This window comes from Ignavibacteria bacterium (genome assembly GCA_017302895.1).
Classification (GTDB): domain Bacteria; phylum Bacteroidota; class Ignavibacteria; order Ignavibacteriales; family Ignavibacteriaceae; genus UTCHB3.
In genome coordinates, this window is record JAFLBV010000002.1 from 739,067 (window position 1) to 764,451 (window position 25,385).

At 42.0% G+C, this 25,385-nt stretch carries 22 protein-coding genes; all 22 read right to left on the minus strand.

The annotated features are described in order from the left end of the window. Positions 1 to 91 precede the first annotated feature (91 nt). Positions 92 to 2,935, minus strand: a complete 2,844-nt coding sequence (locus J0L60_10805) for a T9SS type A sorting domain-containing protein (protein ID MBN8546605.1) — start codon at positions 2,933 to 2,935, stop codon at positions 92 to 94. A 120-nt stretch (positions 2,936 to 3,055) separates the two neighbouring features. After that, on the minus strand, positions 3,056 to 3,955 hold the full coding sequence (locus tag J0L60_10810; protein ID MBN8546606.1) for a PorV/PorQ family protein: 900 nt from the start codon (positions 3,953 to 3,955) through the stop codon (positions 3,056 to 3,058). Between the two features lie 10 nt (positions 3,956 to 3,965). After that, the gene (locus tag J0L60_10815; protein MBN8546607.1) at positions 3,966 to 4,976 is read right to left on the minus strand and encodes a hypothetical protein; all 1,011 of its coding nucleotides are present in this window, start codon (positions 4,974 to 4,976) and stop codon (positions 3,966 to 3,968) included. Position 4,977: 1 nt separating this feature from the next. After that, a complete protein-coding gene (locus J0L60_10820; protein MBN8546608.1) occupies positions 4,978 to 6,561 on the minus strand; it encodes a hypothetical protein in 1,584 nt (527 codons plus the stop codon). A 12-nt stretch (positions 6,562 to 6,573) separates the two neighbouring features. After that, entirely contained in the window at positions 6,574 to 7,368 is a 795-nt protein-coding gene (locus J0L60_10825; GenBank protein MBN8546609.1) for a hypothetical protein, read from the minus strand. A 72-nt stretch (positions 7,369 to 7,440) separates the two neighbouring features. Further along, entirely contained in the window at positions 7,441 to 8,298 is an 858-nt protein-coding gene (locus tag J0L60_10830) for a site-2 protease family protein (GenBank protein ID MBN8546610.1), read from the minus strand. Positions 8,299 to 8,444: 146 nt separating this feature from the next. Then, positions 8,445 to 9,149, minus strand: a complete 705-nt coding sequence (locus J0L60_10835; protein MBN8546611.1) for a DUF1207 domain-containing protein — start codon at positions 9,147 to 9,149, stop codon at positions 8,445 to 8,447. Between the two features lie 195 nt (positions 9,150 to 9,344). After that, positions 9,345 to 10,436, minus strand: a complete 1,092-nt coding sequence (locus J0L60_10840) for a glycosyltransferase (GenBank protein ID MBN8546612.1) — start codon at positions 10,434 to 10,436, stop codon at positions 9,345 to 9,347. Next, on the minus strand, positions 10,424 to 11,065 hold the full coding sequence (locus J0L60_10845) for a polysaccharide deacetylase family protein (GenBank protein MBN8546613.1): 642 nt from the start codon (positions 11,063 to 11,065) through the stop codon (positions 10,424 to 10,426). Before J0L60_10845 ends, J0L60_10840 begins: the two co-directional genes overlap by 13 nt. Further along, the gene (locus tag J0L60_10850) at positions 11,062 to 12,180 is read right to left on the minus strand and encodes a glycosyltransferase (GenBank protein ID MBN8546614.1); all 1,119 of its coding nucleotides are present in this window, start codon (positions 12,178 to 12,180) and stop codon (positions 11,062 to 11,064) included. The genes J0L60_10845 and J0L60_10850 overlap by 4 nt, the downstream gene beginning before the upstream one ends. Before the next feature lie 6 nt (positions 12,181 to 12,186). Next, complete coding sequence (locus J0L60_10855) at positions 12,187 to 13,158, minus strand: flippase-like domain-containing protein (protein MBN8546615.1); 972 nt, start codon at positions 13,156 to 13,158, stop codon at positions 12,187 to 12,189. Between the two features lie 15 nt (positions 13,159 to 13,173). Next, positions 13,174 to 14,142, minus strand: coding sequence for an aminopeptidase (locus J0L60_10860; protein ID MBN8546616.1), 969 nt, complete (start codon positions 14,140 to 14,142; stop codon positions 13,174 to 13,176). Continuing rightward, on the minus strand, positions 14,139 to 14,900 hold the full coding sequence (locus J0L60_10865; protein MBN8546617.1) for a hypothetical protein: 762 nt from the start codon (positions 14,898 to 14,900) through the stop codon (positions 14,139 to 14,141). The genes J0L60_10860 and J0L60_10865 overlap by 4 nt, the downstream gene beginning before the upstream one ends. A 61-nt stretch (positions 14,901 to 14,961) precedes the next feature. After that, on the minus strand, positions 14,962 to 16,293 hold the full coding sequence (locus tag J0L60_10870) for an MFS transporter (GenBank protein ID MBN8546618.1): 1,332 nt from the start codon (positions 16,291 to 16,293) through the stop codon (positions 14,962 to 14,964). A 2-nt stretch (positions 16,294 to 16,295) separates the two neighbouring features. Beyond that, positions 16,296 to 17,756 (minus strand): aminoacyl-histidine dipeptidase, encoded by a 1,461-nt coding sequence (locus J0L60_10875; protein MBN8546619.1) that lies wholly within the window; start codon positions 17,754 to 17,756, stop codon positions 16,296 to 16,298. A 9-nt stretch (positions 17,757 to 17,765) separates the two neighbouring features. Beyond that, positions 17,766 to 18,143, minus strand: coding sequence for a PqqD family protein (locus J0L60_10880; protein MBN8546620.1), 378 nt, complete (start codon positions 18,141 to 18,143; stop codon positions 17,766 to 17,768). A gap of 5 nt (positions 18,144 to 18,148) precedes the next feature. Further along, complete coding sequence (locus tag J0L60_10885) at positions 18,149 to 20,095, minus strand: oligopeptide transporter, OPT family (protein MBN8546621.1); 1,947 nt, start codon at positions 20,093 to 20,095, stop codon at positions 18,149 to 18,151. 174 nt (positions 20,096 to 20,269) lie between these two features. Next, the gene (locus J0L60_10890; protein MBN8546622.1) at positions 20,270 to 20,785 is read right to left on the minus strand and encodes a hypothetical protein; all 516 of its coding nucleotides are present in this window, start codon (positions 20,783 to 20,785) and stop codon (positions 20,270 to 20,272) included. Then, the gene (locus J0L60_10895; GenBank protein MBN8546623.1) at positions 20,766 to 22,136 is read right to left on the minus strand and encodes an AAA family ATPase; all 1,371 of its coding nucleotides are present in this window, start codon (positions 22,134 to 22,136) and stop codon (positions 20,766 to 20,768) included. Before J0L60_10895 ends, J0L60_10890 begins: the two co-directional genes overlap by 20 nt. Before the next feature lie 66 nt (positions 22,137 to 22,202). Then, positions 22,203 to 22,514: a nucleotidyltransferase domain-containing protein gene (locus J0L60_10900; GenBank protein MBN8546624.1), complete on the minus strand. Its 312-nt coding sequence runs from the start codon at positions 22,512 to 22,514 to the stop codon at positions 22,203 to 22,205. A gap of 94 nt (positions 22,515 to 22,608) precedes the next feature. Beyond that, on the minus strand, positions 22,609 to 23,175 hold the full coding sequence (locus J0L60_10905; protein MBN8546625.1) for a TetR/AcrR family transcriptional regulator: 567 nt from the start codon (positions 23,173 to 23,175) through the stop codon (positions 22,609 to 22,611). Beyond that, the gene (locus J0L60_10910; protein MBN8546626.1) at positions 23,172 to 25,340 is read right to left on the minus strand and encodes a S46 family peptidase; all 2,169 of its coding nucleotides are present in this window, start codon (positions 25,338 to 25,340) and stop codon (positions 23,172 to 23,174) included. The genes J0L60_10905 and J0L60_10910 overlap by 4 nt, the downstream gene beginning before the upstream one ends. Positions 25,341 to 25,385 lie beyond the last annotated feature (45 nt).

Here is a 25,385-nt window from a genome sequence, read left to right on the forward strand (position 1 = left end):
CGGCAACAAAATGTCGCCGGGATAAGTAAAAAGTTGATTAAATTAATGTCTCAGACCTCAGTTCCTCGGGGGCTCCGGGGTTCCGAAGTTCTTATTTTACCAGGGTCATCTTTCGGCTGATCTTTACATTCTCGCCTGAAAGTTCGTAGAAATAGACTCCACTCGCAAATCCGGTCGCATTGAAATCAACAGTATAGACACCTGATTGTTTTTGCTCATTAAAAAGCCTAACAACCTCTTTGCCTGTAATGTCATATATCTTCAACGAATAAACTCCCGCCTTTGCGATTGAATAATTGATCACGGTGGATGGATTAAACGGATTTGGATAGTTTTGCTGCAATGAGAATTCTGCCGGAAGGTTATCACTCTCCCCGGTCGAGCTTGGGAGTGGTATAGTAATTGAACCAAACCCGGCGACAGAATATTCTTTTGCCAGGAGTCGTTCCAGCCATGAACTCTCTCTCGTTTTGTTTACATCAAATGCTCCAAAATAAGCTCCAATTTTTCCGTTCACTGGCAATTTTAGTGCTGAACTTAACAGATCAATCGCTACTTCAAATTGCACTGCACCCGCTGTGGATTTTGCTGCAGCTTCAAGTCCGGAGGGATTGAGGAATCCCTGGGTAAAACCAACGCCTGCACTGTAAGGGAAATATGCAAGTTCGAGACCCGTTCCATCCCTTCTTACTCTGAAATAACCCTCCACGGAGTCCTGATAACTGAAATCCCTGTTTTTGTCGAAGGCAAATGTTACGAAATCATCAGTCGAAAGTGTGGAGTCGCCAAAAAGATCGAAACCAAGATACAGTTTCGTTCCGGCAACTTTGGTGTACACACTTCCCCAGTGACCATTTCTGGTAAGAATTATTCTTGTTGCATCACCATACTCGGTATCAGTCACCTCTCCGTCGATAACCGGAGCTGACAATGATGCAGGATTTAGAATAATTGAGTCATTTTGTTGATAGGCGATCCCGAAATTTACCGGAGTAATAGATGTTTCATAACTTGAATCATAAACCGCCGAAACTCCGTAATAATAATTTACGAGTGGAGGTACATTCATCGAACTAAATGTAGTTACAAGCTGATCCATTATCAGATTGTTCTGGTTTTGTACACTGACAGGAGACTCTGACCTGTACAATCTGAAACTTCTGACAGCCCTTCCTGTTGCAGTTAGTCCGGGTTGTCCTGACATCTTTACATCATCGAGGTAGATGATAATATCCTCTGCTTTTGCCTGAAAAGCAAAATAAACATCCCTGTTAATGTATGAAGAAAGGTCAATTGAAACAGGTCGCCAAACGAGATTAGAGTCAGCAAGATACTGCGGATCAAGTGCTCTGATTACAGTTGTAAAAGCAGCCGTATCTGAAGTGGTAGTGGAAAGCTTTACAAAACTCGTATGCGGATTACCAAAAGCGTATGCCGTTCTGATATAGAAAGTCAGATTTGGTTTTTCGGGTGAAATGTGTACTTTTTCAGTAATCAGCCAGTCTGTCTTTGGGGCTCCGGGTGAATAGACATCAAATTTAATACATTTGTTTCCACCATGAGGAAGAAAACCGGATTCAACCCAGTAAGTTCCTTCTCCTGCAGGAGGAGTAACTCTCCATCCCTCGGGAATACCGTCTTCAAAATTCTGATCAAACTCACCCGGCATTACCCAGGAGGCATCTATTCTGTCGGCGTATTTCCCTTTTGTAACGGTCAGACCTGTCGGAGGGAGTTTCAAAATAATATTCGTGTCTGCTATTGTGATCGAGGCAAGAGCGGAATCAGACCCATTCGCACTTTTTACGATTATGTTACCACTTCCTGCAGAGTTTGCTCTGAAGGTTGCCGAGTCACCCGTGGTTTCGAAAACACCAAGATTTGCAGGACTCACGCTCCATTGATACGGTTTCACTCCATACCCGGCTTTGAATTTAATCAGAGAACCCATAGTCGTGTTTACGGAAGTTGGAGAAATCGTAACCGGCAAAACCACTGCAGCATCGAGAACTGTATTTATGCCGGAACTGTAGTGCCCGATCCACTTTTTATTGTCAGCACTTACTGCAACAGCAGTCATATCGGTGCTCAAAAGGGGTGAGTTTGAGGGAGTGTAAGAAGTTACATTTCCATTATATATAACTTTAACCCCAAAACTTCCTGTTGTACTCGAAGAAGCAACCCAGATTTTCCCATTGAGATCCTTTGCCATGCTTTTTGTATAGCCATTGAATCCCATCGGGGTAAAGGTATTGTTTTCATACTTGAACACATCAATGTCAGAGGACGCGTAGACCACATCATTGTTATCAACCGCCACACTGTAAAACAACCCTTTTTTCAAGCCTTGTTTTGTTACGCCATTGTAGACAAAAAGACTGTCGAAAGTTGTATAATAAATGTGTCCGAGTGAATTCTCAGCAATTGATCGACACCATCCGCCCCCTATCCGGGTCCAGTTGTTGTCAGCTATTCGTTTGAAGAGTCCCGTTCCCGAGCCCCCATAGATCACACCATTGCTTGCTTTGTAAAAGACATTTATGTCACTGCTGCCCACAATTTCAAATGTACCAATCCAGGTAATTGTATTTGAAGCAAATTCGTACACATAAAGTCCGCCAAGCAATGCCGATGATTTTACTGCTATATAAAGTTTTGCATCGATATAAGAAATGGCTGTTATTTCGTAAAAGTTACCGCCTGTCGTGGGTAAACTTGAGTTTTTTGGGAAGGCAATTACTGAAGTGCCATCAATTCCAAAAACTCCTCTTGTTCTGGTACCTACCCAGACTTTACCGTCAGGTGCAGAAGTAATACACCTGATTTGGTTGTCCGGAATACCGTTTCCTGTTGTTATAGTTCCCCAGGTCTGAGCAAAATTAATTTCAAAAAGACCTGAAAATATAACCAATAGTAGAACTAATCGTTTTGTCATGAATTGGTAATTAAGTATTAAAGTAAATTGTTGAATTAATTGAAAATTACTACAGCCCTTAAATACTAGTGTTAGAATTGCAACAGGATTTTATACCTGCAAAATCGGTTTGTGTTCTAATTAGAATCCAAGCTTAACTGAGAAAGTGTGACCCATTCCCAAATTTTGACCGAATGGTGATATGGCGTAGTCGAAGACAAATTTATTCCAGTAAATTCCGAGCCCGGAAGTAAAACCCTTTGATTCATACAAGGTTTGATAACCCAGCCGCAGAGCAATAAGATTATCGTATAACACTTCTGCACCAAAATTTACATGAATGTCATCAGTGGCAAGGTATTTTTGAACTTCAAGTCCGGCGTTGAAAGCAAGCTTATTGTCGGGTAACTCAAAATTGTATCCGCCACCAATTCTCAGATCGGCAGGCAGTTTTGTTGCGGTAGTTTTCAATTCATTCATCGTACCGAGATTCCTGAGGGCAACTACTGCGAACATTTTGTCAGAGATGGAATATCTAGCACCCAAATCCACTGCAAACCCTGTTGCATCCTCATAAAACATCCCTTCATAGAGGTATTTTACAGCAAAACCGGCATCAATCCTGTCAGAAATTTTAAATCCGGTCCCAAGTGATACCGCATAGAAATCAGCAGTAAATGTTGAAAGTGCCGCTCCCGGTCTCTCCCTTACCTCGATATCACCAACCCTTGTTGAGTTTATACCAATTCCCATTTTCAGTCCAAACAAGGAAAAGCGGGCTGCCAGCATTTCTGTTTTCACTCCCTGTATCCATTCATTGTGCGTGAAGGATACTTCAGGACCGGAACTGCTGCCAATATTTGCGGGATTATAGAATATGGCAGAGGCATCATTCGCGAAAACTGCTCCATTATCCCCAAGGGAAATATTTCGGGCACCCGAACCGATCTTTAAAAAAGAGAGCCCGGAGTTACCAGCAGTTTGTGAATGAATGTCAAGGATACCAAATAAAATAAAGAGAATTAAAAAAAGTTTTTTCATTGTTGCAGTCTTAAAAAATGAAATTAAGGCCAATTATATGTCTGTCTGAAGACGAGTATTGTTCCACCTGAAAGGCGTAATCAAATCCAACCCTGAAATTTCCGACCTGTCTCGAGTAAGAAAAACCCAATGAGGGCTTGACGGGATCATCTCCATTGCTCAGATACCAGTTATCGATACCCCCTCGCAGAAAGAGCCCTTCATAAATATTGTATTCAGCTCCGAATCTGATTAAATTTGTTCCATAATTGTCTGATGCAAATTCCGCTGCGAGTTGCAAATTATACGGTTTGTAAAGATAACTCACACCAAGCTTCTTGAAAAGAGGAAACTTGTCGTTAGTTGCACCGCCATCGGTACCATAAATCGGGGCAGAGTCCCATTTGTACTGCGAGTTAATGTCGCTCAGGACGAATGAAACCGCAAGTTCAGGTGTAATCGTATATATAAGACCCACATCGAATCCAAGACTTGTGGTTGTCACCTCTTCATACAATTTGTAATAATAAAATCTTGCTGTGACACCGGCTGCAAATTTTTCCGAAAACTTGTTAGCGAGCGAAAGATAGAAAAGATTCTCTGAAGTCGAAAGAGTTCCTTTTTTGAAGCCCTGGTTATCCCTCTGATCGATATTGGATACACCGGCGTTAATCAAACCCGCTGAAACACCGGCCGTCGATCTTGGGACCCTCTCCCCCGGTATGGTATCATTCTTTCCGTAGAAATCGAACCTTCTGGTAAAACTGATAAAATTTAATGCACGGTCGAGACCCAGAAATGTATATTGTGCATTAAATGAATTGTCGTTTTGAAATACCGCAAGTGCAGGATTGTAATAGGTAAAGATATTCCCGGTTTTTACCGTACTTAATGCATTACCCATACCGATACCTCTGGCACCAAAACCAATTCGGCTGAAAGCACCGGGCGCTGAGGAAATGTCGCTCATTTTTCTCTGAGCATCAACTGATGTTACCAAAATGAGAAGTGCAACTAAAAATACTAATTTTCTGATCTTCATATTATTGCAACACCATTATCTTTCCAAACAAAGGTTTTTCACTTCCGGCATCTATACGGTAGAAATAAACTCCATTTGGCACTACCTTGCCATTATCATCCTTGCCGTCCCAAAAATCGATTACTCCCGGTGTACCTGAAGTGTTAACTGAATGAACCGGATTTCCTCTCGGCGCATTTTGAATTACTGTTCTCACATAATTCATTCCGAAATCAAAAATCCTGATTGTAACATTCAACTCTTTTCCGCCGGTTGAATATTTAATTTTTACCTGCTCAGTTTTTGGAGAAAACGGATTAGGGAATGCATATGAATCTTCTTTCGACTCAAGTTGCTGGGATGCAAAATAGAGTTTCCATTTATCTGGCCAGACACCTGTGAAACCACTGTTCCTGACCAGTCCGTCAGATGTACCAATGTAGAGCACTATTCCCGATTCCGCCCATGCTGCCGAATAAAAAGTTTTTGATTTCAGCGAGAGTTTCGAGTCACTGTCAACGATGTTACCCGGTGAATACCAGTTCTTTCCATAATCATTCGATTTGTACAGTCCACCACTTGCTGCAGCCACCACTTTGTCGGTAAATACCGCAAAATTATTCACCCTTTCACCGTCCAGACTCGTAATCCAGTTGGCACCACCGTCAGGCGAAAAACTGACACCGTATGATTCCGAAAGGTCCTCTGCTTTCCAAGTAGCTGCCCATATTTCGTCGGTCCCGAGTTTACAGGCAAGGCCGACAACAAAATTTCCTGACATTGCATTGACCTGATTCTGATGATTAAACTTGACCCAGCTTATTCCACCATCGGTCGACTTGTTGATTCCGTTTGCAGTTCCGGCATATATAACAGTATCATTTACAGCCATAACACTGAATGCACGATAGTTAAGATACCCCTCACTGCAAAATTTCCCGGGTACGGGAGAGACACAAAAATTTAGATTGTCCGAAGGTTTTATTGAATTGAGAAAATCGGGAGGCAAAACAACCCTCGACCAGGTTGCACCGAGGTCAGTTGACTTTCTCAACCCGCCTGCAAAAGATGATATCCAGACAGTGCCGGGTGTGATTGCAATGTCGTATGTAATATTCTGAATCGCGACTGTAACCGGAAGTGCTCTCAATCTGTTGTTACCGTAAACAATCACGGTATCCGCATCTTTGTCCAAGGGTTGTGATACTGATTGCCAAGTCTCTCCTCCATCAGAAGTATATCTTAATCCGCTTCCCTCGGGAAGTGTCTGTCCCGTCCTTTCAACCGAGTGTGCTGTAGCCACCCAAAGTATGCCTCTGTACTTGTCCCATGCAATTGCCGAAACATTTTCTGTGCCAAATGCAGGATCACCATAATAGTTTCTCCAGGTTGTCCCTTTATCAGTTGATCTGCTAAGTCCTCTCGACGTCCCAAGCCAGATCGTATCTCCCTGAACCAGCATGGCACTAATGCTGTTCGAAGCGGGATTCTCGGAGGATGAATATGTAATCACCGAAGGTGAATCCTTAAATTTGAAGGAAAAAGGACTTTCCTGAGTAAATACTGAATATGTCAAACAAACAAAAATCAGAACAAGAGTTTTCATTAATCTTGTCATCTATTTTATCACAATCTTTTTAATTATCGGTAAACTTTTCTTTTTCCCGCGGTCTTCTGCATTAAATGTGAAGGTATATTCACCTTTTTGATTTGTAGAGAAGACACTGACAATAATTGAGTAGATGTCGTCATTAGCAACATCATCACCGTGATCCCTGAAATTTCCGTCATCATACATAAGAAGTGCGGCATTGTTTGAAGTGCCGTCAGGACGGGTAACCACAAAATAAACCCGTGCAAGATCCTGTTTCCCGTTGGGATCAATTGCTTTCATTGTCAGTCTGAAAACCGTAGTATCCAAAACTGTAAGCGTATCGGGTGCAACAAGATCACTTATAACCGGCTCCTGATTGGCGGCACCGTTGTCGAAAACGAACTTGTTGACTGATAACCGGTAACCCGTTCCCTCAAGATCTGATGCAAAATACTCGGTACGATACTCACCGGAAAGAAGTTTCGAGCTCATCGGTACCTTGATTGAGAATATCTTGTCTCCTGCTGTTTCATCACCGGCTTCTTTGTTGCCGTTATCAACGAGGTAATAGGGTGTGGAATTCACTTTTATATCACCAGGGCTGTAAAGATTCATATAAACACTTCCCGGTGCTGAGTTATATCCAAGATGGATGTAAAACTTCACGAGTGAATCTGTCGAATTATAAATCAATGTGTCGTATCTGGCGACACTCTGAACGGAATATTGAGCGGGAACGGGATCGACCAGGTTATTGAACGATTTCTCGCATCCACTCAACAATAATATCAGCGCAATGGCTGCTATGCTTTTTTTCATCTTGTTTCTGAATTTTTCAGCAAATATCTTAAAAATACTTCTCTAAAAATATGTAATTAGAGTTGCAGGAATTTATAATACACCCGGCCCTATTATAAACGGCATCGGTATAAACGAAAGGATAAATATCAATATTCCAAAATAACCGACTAAAAGTCGTCCAATACTGACCGGTGTATTATCATAAACGGGTGGATGCTTAACTTTGATGACAAAATAGAGAAGCAAAGCCCAAAGAAACCAGCCGGTCCAGCCAATCGTAATGCCTGTATCATAAAACTGATTTATCACTCCCATCCCACCTGCCATAAGGAGGAAAAACATCGCCACCCAGGCAATTTTCTCCTGTGCTTTTTCGCCAAACATTGCATAAATTATATGTCCGCCATCAAGCTGACCAACCGGTAGCAGGTTTAGAGCTGTTACAAACAATCCAAACCAACCGGCACAAAGATAGGGATAATGATAAATCTCGCTCATCGGCGGGATAAATCCATCCGGTGAATTGGCAAAAAGCTCTCTGAATAGAATAAAAAGCAGATTTTCTCCGAATGCAAGCGACAAACCACCCTCTCCGTAACTTGGAAGGTCAAAATCGGGATGGATATTCAATATGAATTCCTTCCCCGGCAGGTTCTGAAATCCATAAATCAATACTATTACCGAAATAACAAAACCGGCGATCGGACCCGCAATTCCTATGTCAAAAAGGGCTTTTTTGCTGTATATCGGACTTTTTGTTTTTATCACGGCACCCATCGTCCCGAAATTGAGCATACCCGCAATGGTGGGGAAAGGAATAAAGTAAGGAAAAGTAGCCTTCACATTGTGATACTTTGACGCAAAGAAATGACCAAATTCATGGAATCCCAAAATTGCGAGGATCGACAGTGAGTAGGGCAATCCCTCGGCTATTTGCGACACTTCCAACCCTGTACTGGGTGATACGACCCAAAATGCTCCGGCTATCGTGGTGGTAACAAAAGTTGCTACAAAAAGGAGCAAAGGTACAACATAAACCCGGAAGGCACTCTCTTCCATGTTGTTAATATTTCCGTTGTCTGTTTCGCTCATTATTAAAAATCTATTGTAACGCCCGTTGAAAAATATTCGTCATTTAAATCGTAGTACTCACCGTGTACATTTTTTCCGGAGAAAAGTGTAAAGACGAGACGGAGACCACTCCCTTCGGGCTTACCAAACTTGATTCCAAACTGTGCGGTGTGATTTGAATTGTAAGCAGTTGTAGACGCAAGTTTGTAGTCGTATGAAACGAACGGGTAAAAATTGCCAAATGAAAGAGATTGTATGTAGGAATCGAATCCGGCTTGCAATATCCAAGGTTTTATTTCCGTTGGATCAACATGGAAAAGATGTGTAGCTCCTGCATATACACGGAGATCACCAAAACGGTAGTAGCTCATCAACTCAAAAAATTCACGACTATAGACGATGGGGAATCTCTGATCACGCCACTGCCTGGTTGATCCATCGAAATGACCATCAACAAAGTGAGCACTTATGTGGCTCAGTCTGAGTCGTACACCTGCCTCATTTCCTGACGGGAATTCCTTTTTCAAACCGATGTTTAAGCCGAAAAGATAATCAACCGCATCGACGGGAAAGTGAAAGTCAGCTTCACCTCTTAGTCTGGTGTAGGTGAAAAAATCGGCTCCTGTCGAAAGCGTAAAGCCTTTGGAAATCTCTTTGTGAAAAATATCTTTTGAAGCACCGATGTCGAGTCTTAAATCATTCTGTCCCGACTGAAAGAAGACACCCATCCTTGGTTCCAGGAAATTGGAAGTAAATGGTTGTATGTTCAGGTCACCGGGAAAAATTTTGTACGATTGTGCAGTTACCAGAGTGGAAAAGAGGGCAACCGCCAGAATTATCCTGTACGATTTCAATATTTGTTACATTTCTTATTTTATAAAATACCAACATCAAATATAAGAAATCATATCTATTAATTTCGGTTAGAACTGACGCCCCTTCCACTCAACCGACTTTGAAAAAAGGAGTATAAAAGGAAATGTAATCACATACACAAAATAGTAAAGCTCAAAAAACGGAAAGTATCTAATCGTGGATAGAAGTTTAAGTCTGTAAACCACTGAGGTGAGGAAAATGAGGTCAACTGATATGATTGAGGCAATTAATGTTAAACCTGTTGAGGTAAAGAACGGTAGAATGGCAACTGCAAGCAGATGGGCCAGAAAAGCAGTAACCAAAACTGCAATTCCATGAAGTGGTACATTCAGCCCGCCAATCGACCACCTCTTTTTTTGTTTGTAAAGTTGCAGGATACCCTCTACCGGCAAAGATTCAATGAGAGCATCCTTATCGAGAGGGTAAATAATCTTGTATTTTTTTAATGCTGAAATGGCTGCTAGTAACTGCGAATCTTCGGTAACACTAAAAGGCATGCTCTCGTATCCGCCTGTTTCGTCGTATGCAGCGCGGGAATAAGCCATGTTGTTACCTATTACACTAAGGGGAATCCCGGCATTTACAGTACCGGAGCCCGCTCCAAGAAGATACATAAAATCAAGATGTTGCATCCCCTTGAAAGGATTACCTGTCTCCTGACATGTCATTCCACCACACAAACCTGTATCTTTTGTAAAGTAGGATGCCATTGTTTTAGCCCACAACGGATTTACTTTACAGTCGGCATCCGTCGTCAGGATCACTTCACCCTTTGCCACCTTCAATCCCTGAACCAGTGCATTCGACTTTCCACGGAGATGTGCAACGGGTTCCTGGTCCTCAACAAGTTTGAACCTTGGTCTGTCCCTAATAAATTCTTTGATCAAATGCCCTGTTTTGTCAGTGGAATGATCATCAATTATGATGATTTCGAGTTTCCCTTGAGGGTATTCAAGTTTATCGAGTGCATTCAGACAACGAATTATTACTGCCTCTTCATCCCTCACTGCAACCACTACCGAGGCTGTAGGAAGCTCGTCTTCAGACAACCTCGGAAATTTCCTGTATGTAGCAACCACATACAGAAGTGTCTGCAAAACATACAAAGCCACAACAATCAGGGCAATCAGTTCAAACATTCCCGGGGGGCTCCTGTATGATACTTTTTATTCGCAACAATATCTGTCGTTTCTTTTAATAATGTCAGTAAAAAATTGTGAGTTTTTGCATTATCATGAAAAACCACAATAGAATTCGGTTTCAAATATTTGTTAATTATTTCCTTCGAAAGATTAGAATCGCCCTCATAATCCCCACTCAAAAGATCCCACATGACACACTTTTGACCTGAATTTTTTATGTATTTCAGCACTCTGGGATCGAATGCGCCGTAGGGGGGTCTGAAATATTCAATCGCAACTCCTGTCAGGTCCTCAAGGATATTTTTCGACTCAACCACTTCCTCCAGCAATACGGGGAATGGTGCAAAACGCAACTTCCTGTGAGTAAGTGAATGGTTGCCTATCAAATGCCCTCTCCTGATTATCTCCTGTACCACATATCTGTTCTCCACCGCCTCATCTACCCGAAGAAAAAAGAGGGCTTTTATTGAGAGGTCGTCGAGTTTATCGAGCAATGAATGGGTAAAGTCAGTTGGTCCATCATCAAAGCTTATCAAAATCCGGTCACGGGCAGTTGTCCAAATTACTTCAGGGAAAATTCGCCTTAACCCCGTCGGAGGAACATACCAAAACTTAGGGTGCTTCATCTTTTGTACTCCCTTCCCTTCCAGTTGAATCCTCCAAACACGCCTGAAATAGCAGCGTAGAGGATATAAGGAATCTGCACCAGCTCCGCCTTCATCAAAAATCCGGCGGTAACTTTCTGATACAAAATCCCCTCCCCCTCTCTTAATATTCTGTATTCTGCCATTGATTTCAAGAGCAGGGAACACAGGAAATAGACTGCAAAAGGCTCCCCAAAAGGAACCATTAAAGGCAATGCGACCATAAGCGAAAGATAGAAGAAAAAAATGATCATCAGTTGAGCAACAAGTGCAAAATCTTCGTAAAACAAACTTTTGCTCGCCCACCTGCTCCTCTGTTCCGCAAAACTTTTTATATCGCTTCCGGGGTTCGTTTCAACCGCTGATTCTTTTTCAAGAACAAACTTTACATCATATCCGAGTCTGTGGATTGCACGCATCAAAAATTCGTCATCCCCGGATGCGAATTGGATGTTATCCCGGAAACCATCCACTTTGAAGAATAGATTTTTCCTGAACGCCATACTCGCAGCACTGCAAATCACAGGACTTCCCGAACCTGCCAGTCCAGCACCTGCAAGCCATAAACCACCAAATTCCAGCGCCTGAAATCTCTCAAAAAAACTGTTGCCCGCCCGGTATCTGACGGTTCCAGCAACAAATCCCGTTTTTTCATCAAACCTTGAAACAAGTGATCTGACCCAGCCTCGATTCAAGTGACAATCAGCATCAGTAATTAAAATCAACTCACCACTTGCCAGGGATACTCCCAGTTCAATCGCCTTCTTCTTCCCTTCAACTCCGTTTTTTTGATCTATAAATTTTATTCGGGGATGTTCGGAAACGATTGCCTTTGCTGCAGTCCAGTCATCGTCAGAGTGGTCATTCACCAAAATTACTTCAAATTCAATATCTTCAATGTCCAGCGCGATGATATCCTGTATCAGACCGGGTAAATTTGCTGCCTCATTTCGAAAAGGAATTAAAACCGTTACAGATTTAGTACCGGATGAAAAATCGACCGGTTTTTTGACCTTCGATATCCCCCTCTTAATTCTTCCCAGAAAAAAAAGATAAAATAACAGTGTAAAGATGAAAAAGGCGAGAAGGGGTTCCAAGCCCGATTATTTCTTTTTTCTGAAGATGAAGATGGCTCCCGGTATTGCCGGAATCAAAACATTTATAGTGTAAAGCATAAGTGCGGCATTGAAGCAGGCGCCTGCAGTTACCCCAAACTGTCCGATAAAAAATACTGCAGCACTCTCTCGTATCCCAATCTCACCAAATGTCACTCCCGGTATAATGCTTTTTGTGAAAAAAACCAGCGCAATACCCATAACTGCTCCCGAAACTTCTTCGATGGATGAGTAGGAAAGCAGAAGCAGAAAAAACTGAGTCGAGAAAACAAAATAATTTACCACAGACAATGCAAAATTCTTTGCGAATGTTCCCCTGTGAAAGAGACCTATCGATCTGAAATTTAGAAAATATTTTTCCACCAGTTTAAACTTGCTGATTTGATCCCCAATAAAACCTCTCCAAAACTCAGGTGAAAGCATCAAATAGAGAAGCATTAGATAGACTCCTGTGAGCAGAAACAGAAGAGAAACAGTGAGATTAGTATCGACGGAATAAATCCGGTTCAAAAAGATGATTGCAGCAAATGATCCGCCAATCAGAATAACCAGCAGCGAATTAAGTTTGTCAATTGCTGCTCCAGCCGTCACTTCAGAAAGTCTTACTTCTTTTAGCGGAAAAGCCCTTCCCGGATATTCACCTAACCTGCCGGGAGTCAACAGTCCTGTACTTATACCCGTAAGAATCGAGATAAAAACATCGCTCTTCTTTTGCGGTTTATACGAGAAGTCGCAGATTAATTTCCATTTTTTAAATTGCAGATAAAAATTTAGTGGGACCAATGAAACAGCAACTATAAATGGCAGGGATGATTTTATACTAAGAAAAGTTGCAAGAGAGATGTCACTGAAACGGGCATTTAAATAGTAAATCAAGCCCGCAGTGATAAGAAGTTTTACACCGAGGAGAAGTCTGAATTTCCAGGCATCCATATTCTTAAAGGAGACTGAGCTTATCAAACCACGAATTCCATATTAAACTTCTATTGTAAATTTACCCTGTTTCATAATAAGTTCTCCATCAAGGTAAACATCGGGATCTTTTACTACGCCGTCGAGGTGAAGCGGAACTTTGACTTTACCGCCAAAACCCATATTGTCACCTACAGCTATGTGGATAGTCCCCATCACCTTCTCATCTTCCAGGATCAGTCCCGAAAGTTGTGCAGAATCGTTGGTTCCGATTCCGAATTCTGCAATATTGTATGCATCACCACCGACCTTTGCAAGTATCTCAGAAAGCTGTTTTGCATTTTCACCACCTTCAACTGAGGTAACAAATCCGCTTTTTACCGTTAGTTTTATATCCATCTCTTTCATGAGTCCGACTCCTGCAAAAGAACCATCGACTATGAATACGCCTTCAGCAGTCCCTTCAACAGGGGCGAGGAATGTCTCTCCGGTTGGTAGATTGCCGCTTTCACCTTTTGCATGAAAGAGACCCTTCGACGCATGAGCGTCCCGTCCGTCAATCGAAAATGAGATATCGGTTCCCTTTGTGGAAGTAACTCTGACATGCTTACCTTTATCGAGAACAGCTTTAAGATTCAGTGATCTTTCGGCAATTCTCTTATAGTCAGCATTCAATCCCCTGATCATCACATCTTTTGTAATTCCGGGAAATGTCGCCACTCTGGCACCGGTTGCAGATGCATCCCTTCTTGCCTGAGTGTGAGTGAGAGATCTGAGAGTGGGACACAAGACAACATCGAACTGTTTCATTAAATCAGCGATGGCAGCCGGCGGTTCCTGTCCATTTACCTCGAGTGGCTGCATTTCGGAATAAACAGCTTTATGCCCAAGTCGAATGGCGGAGAGATAGAGTTCGTATGCAATCTCATGTTTTTCTGTATCGGAAACAACGAGCACGGTCTCCCCTGCCTTTGCTCCCATACAATCTCTAATTGCAATATCACAAGCTTTTTGTAAATCGGTCATAATCATAAAGGGATTGATAAATTAAATTGGACTCCGTAAAAAAGCCCTCCTTTTTGTATCGGACTTTCCATCACTTCACTGCTGTTTTCACTAATGGTGAGCTTGTTTCCGGTTTCGTCTGTCATGGTTCCGATGGAATATTCAGCATATCCCATTTTCCCTTCGAGACTTATATTCTGTCCGATAAGATAGAATATGAATCCCGAGGCAAAATTGAAGCCGAAGCGGTACTGGTCAGAAGTGTATTTTATCCTCGAAACGGGATCATTGATGTCCTCTGTTTTTTTGAAAAGGACTGCATTTCCGTAAGTGGCTTCAAGTTCAAGGATTTTCCAACTGATGAGTTTTGAAATGGGAGTTCCCAGTTCAAGACCTGCACCGAAAACCGTCTGCTTTAGTTCAAGACTGTTTTTGTAAAGGCTGTACTTTCCCTTTATCTGGGCTTCTTTCAGTTCAGTCATAGCCTCATAGAACACTTTCACGGTATATTCAAGTCCCGAAACTCTGTTCCTGACTAGATTCATGCCAAGGCGATATCCTTTCAGCATACCAAATTCACCCATCGCCGAAAGAAGAGAATCCTTCCTCGATGCGTTGAAAGCTGCGACATAACCGTTCAATCCGGGAGATTCGAAATATTTGACTTCATAGCCGGCAAATCCACCGACAAGGCCGAGGCATCCGAATCCAAATTTATTGGTCTGCCCGAACATCATCACAGGCATGAATAAAACAAAGCCCACAAAAAACTTAATGGCTGTCATCCAAACTCATAACTAATAACTAATAATTCAACATGACAGCTCATAGTTCATACCTCATAGCTCATAGTTTCTTTTTGTGCATCATCCCAAACTCAAGCCCGTGACCTGTCGATCTTCCTTCAGCCCACTTGAGCATGAAAGCGAAAAACAGTCCGAAGAATCCGAGAGTTGAGAAGAAATACATGCCAAGTTCGTATCCACCGCTTGAATCGTTCGCCCAGCCGATGAGGAAATTGAATCCTGCGAGACCGATATTCTGAATCATCGTCATCAGCCCGTATGCAGTTCCAAGTTTTTGTTCAGGTACAATAAGCGCAACGGAGGGCCACATGACTGCAGGAATAAGTGAGAATGCCAGACCCATCATTGCCATTGGGATCCAGGGTGGCAGTGATGTCTGCAAAAGCATCATGTAAACGGGAATAAGGATTACAGAACCAAGCATCATCAAAAGCGATCGCTTTCCGATGAAATCTGACAGGAGTCCAAAAAGCGGGGTGAGAACCATGGAAGCAAGTATTAGAATGCTGTTATACATTCCTCCGACTTCCCTCTCGAGACCGTGGTACTCCTGGAAGAATTTGATCGCAAAAGTTCTGAACGGGAAGATTCCCGAGTAAAAAGTCACACACAAAAGAACAATAAACCAGTAGGATTTGCTGAATGACAACACTTCCCTTAGCACCACTTTTTCCTGTTTGGCTTCCGGCTTCATGTGATAGTTGTTTTTAGCATAACTGTCAAGATACCAGTAAGCCAAAGCGGTGACCACTGAAATAAATGCCATTATCACTGCGATGTAAAGTGGCAGTTCCCATGAAGTAAAATATGACTTAAAGAAAGTCGGCGAATTGTCGGCTGCAAATGAACCAAGCCTCGCAATCGTTAGATTTATTCCAAACGCAAAAGATAACTCCTTGCCAATAAACCACTTCCCGAGTGCTGTTGTAACTGCGACAATAAGGGATTCGGCTCCAAGTCCAAATATCAGTCTGCCTAGAGACATTACCACGAGCTCGTTGCTTATATCGGAATTGAAGACGGAACGGAACGCATCACCTACAAAATAGAGTGAGTCCGTCATTACAGTAACAACAGCTCCGGTAAAGCAAAGCAGTGAGAAGAGGGTTATCGATTTTACAGTCCCTATTCTGTCGATAATCAAACCACCAAGCAGTACCATCAGAATATTTGGTACGCTGTAAATTCCCTGCAGCAGACCTATATCTGAATCAGTGAATTTGAGTTGTGATGCCAACAGATCGGCAACGGGTGCTATGGAATCATAGACATAATAGTTGCCAAACATCGAGAGGGATACAAGAACGAGTACCCCCCACCTGACGGCGAAGGGTACCGGATTTGAATTGTTATCTATTGCGTGTCCTGACATTCTTATCTTTCGGGAACAGTTTCTAATACTTTAACCAGGTGAAACCAGAATTTCTCAACAGATGAAATATTAACTTGTTCATCAGGTGAATGTGCTCCGGTGATTGTGGGACCAAAAGAGACCATATCCATGTTCGGATATTTTTCCTTTATGATGCCGCATTCGAGTCCTGCATGGATCGCCTTTACTTCGGGAACCTTGCCATACAATGAATGGTATGCATCTTTTGTAACCTTAAGAATTTCAGAGTTTACATCAGGTTTCCAACCTGGATATCCGTCGCCTGTTTCAACTTCGGCACCACCAAGTTCGAAAACAGAAGAAACCATCGTAACAGCATCTTCGATTTCTGATTCAACAGAACTTCTTTGGCTTGTTCCGATTTCAATTCTGCCTTCATGCATTGTGACTGTTGCAAGATTTGTGGAAGTTTCAACGAGTCCCGGGATGTCAGCCGACATTTTGAGAACTCCGTGAGGAAGCGCATAAAGCATCAGAATCAACTGGTCTTCACTTACCTCATCGAGTACATTTTTCTTCTCTTCAATTTTTCTGATTACCACACGAAGATTTGGTTCTACCGTTGCAAGTTCAGCTTTAACTGTCTTTTCGAATTCGATGACTTCCTCAAGTACCACAGTTTCATCTTCAGGATCAACGGCCAGAATTGCGGAAGCTTCTCTTGGGATGGCATTTCTCTTGCTGCCGCCCTGAACCTCTGCAACACTGACAAGATAATACTGCTGAAGTGTATTCAGAATTCTTGCGAGTATTTTAATTGCATTGCCTCTGCCTGTGTTGATATCGAGTCCCGAGTGACCGCCTTTTAGCCCGGAAACCAGAACTTCATAAAACAGATAGTTTTCAGGAGCCTCTTCCTGTTCGAAATAAATTGTTCCTTTTGTATCTCTTCCGCCCGAACAGCCGATGTAGAGTTCACCGATTTCCTCGGAATCAAGATTCAAAAGTATTTCACCATCAAGAAGGTCAGTGCCGAGATTGGTTGCACCGGTAAGACCTGTTTCTTCATCAAGAGTAAGTAAAATCTCAAGTGGACCATGTTCAATTGTTGTATCAACAGCAACTGCCAAAGCTGCAGCAGCACCAATTCCATTGTCAGCACCGAGAGTGGTTCCCTCAGCTTTTACCCAGTCACCATCAACATATGGTCTGATGCCTTCTGTTTCAAAATCAAAAACGACATTGCTGTTCTTTTCGCAGACCATATCGAGATGTCCCTGCAAAATAACTGTCTTCTTGTCTTCGAAGCCGGGTGTTGCAGGCACTCTGATTATGATGTTGCCGGCATCATCTCTCACATAATCGAGTGAGTTTTCCTCACAAAATTCGAGCACGTACTCAACTACTGCTTCCTCTTTTTTCGAAGGACGGGGTCTTGCACACATCTCTTCAAAAATGTCCCACAGCGGCTGCGGTTTAAGTGATCCTAATCTGTCTCCCATATCTATACCTCAATTTTCAAGTTCTTTAAAAGTAATGATTTTATTGTAAAACATCATGGAGAAGAATTTCACCAGTCTTGCGTCGGGTTCAATTTTTTCTCCAAGTTTTTGTTTAAGTTCTTCGCCGATCTCTTTTACTTTTTTCTTTCCGTCAATCGACTTCCAGACTTCACTCCCGGTCTCATCAAGATCGAGCCTGAAGTCAGGATCCCGTCCGTTTTTCACCATAAGATCATGCATTGGCTTCCATTTGAATCTGGGAATAAGTACGGTAATTATACCGTTCTCACCAGTCTCAAAATTCTGTAACCTTACAGGGGTAAGCTCAAGGGCGTCTATTCCCTTGAGCTTTTTCCTGTCAGAATATTCTTTAAATATGCTCTTCAAACCGTCTATTTCTGCTTTGAAGTTGCAACTTTATACAATCCAAATCCAAGAAGAACGAATACGCCGAGAGAAATCAAATCTCCTGCACCACCGAGTCCTTCAACGAGACCGACATGTAAAACATCTATAACATTTTTGCCAGCCTCAACTTCAGTGGCGATCAGAATCGCAAGCAAAATACCTGTGAGTGAGCCACCCGCGATAAGTCCTGAACTGAAAAGTGCTCCCGGTCCAATCTCACCATCATCAGCATTTGCACCATTCTTTTTCTCAACAAACCACTTAACCAGACCGCCAAGAAATATCGGGGCTGTTGTGGAAAGTGGAAGATAGGCACCTACAGCAAATGGAAGTGACCGCACGCCTGCAAGTTCAAGAACTGCAGATATACCCATACCGGTCACAACGAGACCCCAGGGAAGATCCTGTGAGAGAAGTCCTTTGATAACAGTCGCCATAAGGGTTGCCTGCGGAGCAGGTAGCGGATTCGAAGAAACTTTTGAATCGGCACCAATTCCGATCGCATCATTTAGGATCAACATTGTTGCACCGATAACAACCGAAGAGGCAACAACGCCTATGATAAGTCCGTACTGCTGTTTAATTGGTGTTGCACCGACAATATAACCTGTTTTCAAATCCTGTGAAGTGGCACCCGCATTCGCAGCGGCTATACACACAATCGATCCAACTACAAGAGCTATCGGCTGATGTGCACTTCCCGTCCAGCCAAGTCCGACAAAAATAAGACTTGTAGCCATCAGAGTCGCAATCGTCATTCCCGAAATCGGGTTCGACGATGATCCGATGATACCGACTATTCGGGAGGATACAGTTACAAAGAAGAAACCAAAAATCACAATCATTACAGCAGAAAGGAAGTTGGTTGGAATTGAAGGGATGATTGCCATGAAGGCGACTAAAACAACTGCACCGATGAGAACGAAAACAAGCGGAAGGTCTTTTTCGGTTCTAAGTGTACTCTTTCCGGCTGAGCCGGCTTTAAAGTCACCTATGGAATCTTTGAATGCACTTACTATAGTCGGAAGTGTCTTTATCAGTGTCATGATACCACCAAAAGTAACTGCTCCGGCACCAATATACCTTATATAGTTACCCCAGATTTCACGGGCACTCATGTCTCTGATCAATTTTTCTTTGACAGGAGGGAAAGCTGTTTCAAGTCCGCTTCCGATTAATGTAATCAACGGAATAAGTACAAGCCATGATAGCACACCACCCGCAACCATTATACCGGCAATTCTGGGTCCGATGATATACCCGACACCAAGCAATTCGGGAGAAATTTCCCCCATTACCGTGCCGTTCGGAAGGGCTGATTTCTTGTCAAAGGTGTAGGCAGGTGCCTCTTTCCAAAGACCAAAAACTGACATCAGCACTTTATAACCAAAGGAAATTCCCAAGCCATAATAAACTTTTTGTGCAAGGTTTCCCCCTTTTTCACCCGCAACAAGCACATCCGCACAGGCTGTACCTTCAGGGTAAGGAAGAACTCCGTGCTCCTTCACGATCAGTGACCGGCGAAGCGGTACCATAAACAACACTCCCAGAATACCACCCGCCAGTGCAAGTACAAATATCTGGAAATATTCGAAGTACTCAACTCCTCCATCGAGAAACAAAAGAGCAGGGATTGTAAACACAACACCCGCTGCAACCGACTCACCGGCCGAGCCAATGGTCTGAACTATGTTGTTCTCGAGAATGGTCGATTTACCAATCTTCTTGAATACTGCTATTGCCAATACTGCGATCGGGATTGATGCACTGACCGTTAATCCGACTTTCAGTCCAAGATATACAGTAGCAGCACCAAAAATAATTCCGAATATCGCACCAAGGATTATCGCCTTCGGTGTAAATTCGGGCACAAAATCAGCCGCAGAGATATACGGCTTAAATGTTTTTTCATTTTGTTCGCTTTTAGCCATGTTTTTCCAATGTTATGATTACCAAAAAACAGAAACCACAATTTACCTATAATTGACGAAATATCAAGAGGAGATTTTGAGGAAAAGGCGGGAAAAAGGGACTCAACGCTTAGGAATTTGGGAACTTCCAAGGTTTGGAATCAGAGAAATTAAATAACTCCGAGTTAACAACTATCAACAATCTACAATTTCAAATCCATTTGGTTTCACTTGAATTGTGTAATTGGTACCTCTGAAATGAATCCTGTTTTTTTTAGCCATCAAGAGAGCAAGTTTCTGGCTTTTATCCCTTCTTTTTAACTTGGAGATAAATACCGGATTCATTCTATGATAATTGTATTTGCCAATGGGTTCATAAAACCTGTTTTCAATAAAATCATCAATTGTTGCCCTAAACTTTTTAATTATATCATCAATTGATAAATGTCCGGATGTACTGTAACTTTTCAATTCAATTAGATGTAAAATCCTGCTAAAAAGGGGACAAACATGCACTATCAAACAATCGACACTCTTGGGTATTTCGGTGTTAAGTGAGTTATAGTAAGCATCAACCTTTATCATCTCATACCTGTCACGATCAATCGAGTCACTGAGAATAAGATTAGCTCCTTCTTCACAACACTCATCGACTAAGAATTGAGAAAGTGCAGGCGTATTTCTTATATCTTCAATTATCTTGGGAACCATGCTTCTCTTCGGCTACAATCCGTTCATTATATAATAATTCAGTAGTTTCAATGAAATTGTAATCGTTTATACCATCCTGTAATGCCGCCATTTTTTCAGCATCGGATACCGAACCTGTCTCTGTGCTCTCAAGAAGGTAAGAACCAACATCATTAGATTTAATTTCTCCTTGCATCAAAAGATTTGTAAGTTTATTAAACATATAATCACTATGTGTGGTCATTATTATTTTCAGACCAAGATTCGCGAGACCAACAAAATATTCCATTAACTTAACCTGCGCCTCGGGGTGTAAATGAGATTCAGGTTCTTCAACGAATAAAGTTGGGAATACGCCAACTGAAAGAGATTTTTCACCGTCAAAATTATCGAGACTTACATGATCCCGGATAATATACTTAAAGTATGCTGTGATAATTGAAAGCTCACTAACCATCGAGGAAACTTGAGACAAATCAAATGTGCGTTTTAGTTTATTCGAAAAGTAAAGGATTCTGCCGGTTTGAGTATCGATTTGAACCGTTCCATCAAGAATATTCTTTTCAATTTTTTGAACAACACCCATATAATTATACTCATCTGCGAAGTTGAACGCGGATTTATTCGATATTTGAGAGTAAAAGTCAGAAACCGGTACTGTCGTGTTTGGGAGAGTAAATGATGGCTGACCTATCATTCCCTGATATTGATTTATTTCGGAGATTATCGAACCCAGATTTCCTAATCCGAGATAATACCCGGAACGGACAGCAGGGATGTAATAAAAGCTTGTTGTATAAAGACTAATGTTTCGGAAAAAGTCTTTAAGAATCGTGTAACATATAGATTCAATATTCACCCTGGAATATTTCTTGGAGGCAAAATATTCTTTTTTAATATAAGAAACACCTATTTTACCTCCAACATCAAGGTTTTCCAGTAGTGCAAATCGGAATCTTAGAAAATTCATCTCAACAATAATTTGCCCCGGACTGTCAGACATGGAATTCTTTACATTCTTGAGATCACCGTAAGAGGATTTCAGATACAATTTGAATTTTTCCGGTATCCAGTCATTTAATAAGTATTCCAAAACTGAATTTACTCGGCTAAGCAGTTCCTCTCTATCCGATTTTATCGACCCCGGAATAATATCCGTTCTTAAATTCTTGATATTGGAGTTGTATTTTTGGATAGCTGATTTTAAATCACTTCCTTTAGTCATTTGCGGAAATGATTTAAGCAACATGTATACCACACTTATTGCATAGCTTTTCCCGATATTGTTCTTCCCGTAAATAAGTGAAATATTCTTGGAAAGATCAATTTCAAACTTGTGGATGGGACCGAAATTTTCGATTGTGATTTTCATTGTAAACTCTAATTAAAAGTCATTATTCATTTTGGAAGTGAAATATTCTGCTAAATAAATGAAATTTCACGCTCCATAAACAACTCTGAAATTTGAAAGTACTGCGTTTTTTCTAACAACATTTCTGCTGTTGATAACTGCACGCTTCGAAACAAGATCCACTTTTCTGTTGAAAAACCGCTCGAAATCCATTCTTATTCTTTCAAATTTTGAAAGAGTAATTATTGCATCAGGTTGAAATTCAATCAAAATGTCGATGTCACTTTTAGAATTGAAATCCTCTCTGATCACGGAACCAAAAAAAGAAAGCTGCTTGACTTTCCATTTCTGACACATCAAATCAAGTTCATTCTTATCAAATTCAACATTGTGAATCATATTATTTCCAAAATTCATTTATCAAATTTACAAAAAATTGAAATTAGCAATAATTTATTCAGTCTCCCAAGCCCCAAAACTCCTGAGTTCTTATTCACACTTTCAAATACTTTACAGCCTCAATTGGGTCAAGTTCGTTCATGCCGAGCATGTTGCCGAGATTGGCTCCGTCGGAGATGGCGAGGACGATGGCGGTAATCTTTTCAGCTTCCTCCTTGGTTTTGCAGAACGGGAGGATTGCTTCGGTGATTGTTTGCTTCATCTGCTGATAAATCTTGAGAATTTTGAATCCAAGTTTTTTGTTGCCCTGCAGAATTTCCAGATAAATAAAGTGGAGAATCTTTGCATTTTTCCTCTCCACCGTAAGTGCGTTTATTGCGATGGATAGGATATCTTTGGATTTTTTAGGTGCAGTTTTCTCGAGGTCTTCCTTGATTCTGATGGCGGTTTCCTCGAAGTTTTTACGGGCAATCTCCTCAATCAAACTGTCTTTCGACCTGAAGTGGTAATAGAGTGTTCCCTTGCTGATCTTTATGCTCTTCGCAACCTCTGCCAGACTGGTATTCTGTATCCCCTTTTGGAGAATTTGTGCCGAAGCAGTCGCCAGAATCCTGTCTCTTGTAGGTTCCTGAGGTGCAGCAGGTTTCTTTACTGAAATCAATATTTTACCCCAAGTTCATCCAACAACCAGGGAGCTCCACCAACTTTCTGCACATTCCAAAGGACATAGCGGATATCTACACCTATCGAGCGGCTGTAGTCCTGATTCCAGGCATAATCATTGATAGTAGCACCAAACGCCCTGTCGAAATTGAGTCCGATCAGTCTCCCCCATGCGTCGAGAACGGGACTTCCGGAATTGCCGCCTGTCGTATCCAAATTGTAGAGCATCGCAACAGGAAGATCGTCAAGATCAACATCCTTGAATCTGCCGTAGTCTTTTTTCTGCCACAAATCTTTGAGTTTTGGAAGAAGCTTATAGTCAGGATTGCCTGAGATGCCTTTTTCAATTACTCCACCCAAAGTGGTGAAGGGTTTGTAGTATGTAGCATCCGCAGGTGTGTAACCTTTTATGTAACCGTAGGTCAGACGGAGTGTTGAGTTGGCATCGGGAATGAACGATCTGTTCATGTAAAGTTTTTTAACTTCTATGTAATCTGCGAGAAGCGAGTTCAGATTTCCATCCGCATTTTTAGCAATCTCTCCCGATCTTGTAAATTCAGCATCGAATTCGGCGTACATATCCACGAGCGGGTCTTTAAGTTCAGCGAATTCGGCAGGGGTCATCTCCAGCATTTTAGTAAAATTCTCTTTGTTCAGAAGCTGTGTCTTCGAGGTTACACTTCTAAAATATTCCTCTGCCTCTGTTGCTGCGGGTCTGTTTGTCATGAATCTGGCAAGCACGGGATTGTCTTTCAACTCACCTCTTTTTGCGGCATCAGAAATGACAATTTTGAAGTGGTTCAGGTCAGCTTCGGGTATGTAATTTGTAAAAAACTCATTGATCGTAGCATCCAATTGAGCTTTGTTTTTGGCCTTAAAGATGTTTGGTCTTTTTTCATCAGGGAGAAGTTTGGCTGACATATATTCAGCCATCAATTCACCAAGCTGGTATGCAGTAGAGAATCTCGAAAGAACTGTTCCAAAGAGATTAAGCGATGTCACCTTGAATAACGGCTCATATTCTTTCTTGATTTTCGCCATCAGACCGGTGTATTTTGCTTTGAGCACGGGATCGGAAGCGATAAATTTCTCGAGTTCAACTTCCTCCCGCTCCTTCTGACCGATTATGTCAACCTTGTTGAATCCAATCAGCTTGCCTCTGAAATTCTTCTCGGTATTCGCCATTGTTTTAATCTGGGGATCGAGTTTAAGTTTCCAGTCCGGGTTCTGGGCGCTCAATTCTTCAAACTTTGCAATAACAGAAGCAAAAACCTGCTGCATGTAAGGAAGCCGCACATCCCTGTGAAGCTTCAGAAATTCAGATGGTCTGTTTCTGTAGGTTACGCCGGGATATCCGAGTACAAAAACGAAGTCATTTTCCTTCACACCGTCGGGATTTACTTTGATGAATTTTTTGGGTTTATAGGGGACATTATCTTTCGAGTAAGACTTTGCGGAACCGTCGGGAGCCACATAAGCTCTAAGGAATGAAAAGTCGCCTGTGTGACGAGGCCATACCCAGTTGTCTGTCTCTCCACCAAACTCCCCGATTGCACGGGCAGGGACATAAACAAGCCGCACATCCTTTAACTCTTTGTAAAGGAACAGGATATAGGTTTTGCCTATGAACATTTCGGATACTTCAGCCTTTATGCCGGGTTCTTTTTGAGCCTCTTCAACAAGTTTGCGGCGGGCTTTATTTATTGCATCCACTCTCTCGGCAGACTCTTTTCCTTCAGCAGCCTGCAAAATAATCTCTGACACATCCTTGTAACCGACTGTGATCTGGCAGGTCAAACCCTTTGCAGGTATCTCAAGCTCTTTTTTCCCGGCAATAAATCCATTCTCAAGGTAATTGTTTTCGACTGTGCTGGCTTCTGCCACATAATCAAAAGAGCAATGGTGGTTTGTGAGAATCAGGCCGTCATCCGACACAAAGGACCCTGTACAACCCCCAACCTTCACTAATGCATCTATCAGACTCACACCATTCGGATTGTAAATTTCCTCAATTCCTATCTTAAGTCCTGCATCCTTCAGATTAAGACCGGGTATCTCGCTAAGTGGAAACATCCCTTCATCCGGGATTCTTGATCCGGCAAATATGAAGAGAAGTGCGACAAGTGTGATTTTAAGTCTGTATTTTTTTAAGAATGTGTGCATTTGTGATCGCCTTGTGTTTGTTGTGTGTTTGAGTACCTGAGTACT